The 1,923-nt window shown below is 40.2% G+C and carries 1 protein-coding gene; it reads right to left on the reverse strand.

The window, feature by feature from the left end:
* Window positions 1–87: 87 nt before the first annotated feature.
* Window positions 88–1,503 (reverse strand): group II intron reverse transcriptase/maturase, encoded by a 1,416-nt coding sequence (gene ltrA / locus J2Z35_RS14520; protein ID WP_209662122.1) that lies wholly within the window; start codon window positions 1,501–1,503, stop codon window positions 88–90.
* Between the last annotated feature and the right edge of the window lie 420 nt (window positions 1,504–1,923).

Consider the following 1,923-nt stretch of genomic DNA (forward strand, 5'->3'; position numbering starts at 1 on the left):
AATCGAGTAGGAGGTAGATAATTATTTTATCTACCGACCTCTCACACCACCGTACGTACCGTTCGGTATACGGCGGTTCATTAGAATCTAATGTATTAACTGATAGCGCTTACTAATACTTTTATATCCTAGCTCTTCTAGGTAAGTATTTGTAAGCGTTCTTTGCAAAATAGGGCTTTTGGATGTTCTCCAATAGCCCTTTCTTGTATTTGCATATTCCCAAGATTTTTGTTTATCAATACCTAACTTCTTTAGGTTCGTAAACTTTGTTTTAATCTTTTTCCATTGTTTCCATATACATGCCCTAAGTCGCCGTCTTATCCATTCTTCAAGGTTTTTAATCCTTGTTTTCGCTTTCGCGATACTGAAATAGTTAATCCAACCTACGGTAATTTCATTTAGCCTTTTAAGGCGGTACTCTATACTTATACCTTTATTGCGATTTGTTACTTCTCGAATCTTATCCTTAAATCTGCTATATGATTTTTCATGTATTCTTACTTGGACTCCATTTCTATCGAAGTAAAATGAAAACCCTAGAAATTTTCTTCTAGTTACTAGGTCTACCTTGCTCTTTTCTCTATTGACTTTTAGCTTTAGTTTTCCTTCTAGCAATCTTGTCATACTCTGCATGACCCTAACTCCTGCCTTTTTGCTTTTAACGTAGATATTACAATCATCCGCGAAGCGGCAGAATCTGTGTCCTCGAGCTTCTAATTCCTTATCTATTTCATCAAGCATTATATTTGAGAGCAGTGGGCTAAGGGGCCCACCTTGTGGTGTTCCTTCTTTGCTACTTACTTTTAAACCCTCTACCATAATGCCACTCTCAAGATACTTCCTTATTATCCTTAGAACTCTCCTATCTTTTATCTTCCTGGATAGGCGCTGCATCAGTATGTCATGATTAACTTTATCGAAGAACTTCTCTAAGTCCAGGTCTACGACCCAGCGATTTCCTTCGTTAATGTATTCCTTTGCCTTTAAGATAGCCATTTTAGCTTGTCTCTTAGGCCTGAATCCATAACTACTGTTAGAAAAAGTTGGCTCATAAATTTTACTAAGCTCCTGTGCTATCGCCTGTTGTATCATTCGGTCTAGCACTGTTGGTATTCCTAGCAATCTAATTCCCCCATCAGGTTTGGGTATTTCTACTCTCCTAACGGGGGATGGAATATATTTTCCTTCTAGCAACTTTGCCTTTACTTTTGGCCAGTTATTGATGACAAATCCACGAAGTTCATCGTATCCCATGCCATCGACTCCATGACATCCTTTATTGGCAATTACTCGCTTCATAGCTTTTAGCATATTATCTCTGGCTAAGATTCTATCGAGTAAGTCACTAGTATCAGTTAGTTCATCGTTTTCTCTTTCTCTCTTTGAGTTTCCAAGAACACCACTGAGCGCCCCTTGATTACCTAAAAGTTCCACTTCTACTTCCTCAAGGTGACCTAAATATTTAGTTGTCTGCTTTCTTTGTGATTGTTCTAAGTCTTTCAAAGTTGAAAACCTCCTAATGTTCAGTCCTTCACTAAAGATTCATGACCCTTTAGCTACTATGACCTCTGCTGACTTCTCAAGGTTCAGCTATACATCACTGCATAGGTTATCCGTAAGTTAGTAAACCCCTAGGACATACCCTTGAGACCTCCCCAGGTAAGAGCGCGCACTTTCACACCATGTAACCGCCACATTTACTCTGCAAGTTTCGGGTAGTTATTGGACTTTAGTTTGTATTGCAACCTCATCCACTTGGTTGAGCCTCAAATGTGATTCGTGTACCTCGGTTCGGTGCTTTGCCTTAAGCTTCCTTCAGATTCCACCTCACGATGGACACCCTTGCTCTTGGCTAACGGTTGGCACTACCAGCCCCCGTACTGGACTTTCACCAGCAAGTTCGCGCCCATGCTGGGCGCACAA

The organism is Acetoanaerobium pronyense (assembly GCF_017874355.1).
Classification (GTDB): Bacteria; Bacillota; Clostridia; order Peptostreptococcales; family Filifactoraceae; genus Acetoanaerobium; species Acetoanaerobium pronyense.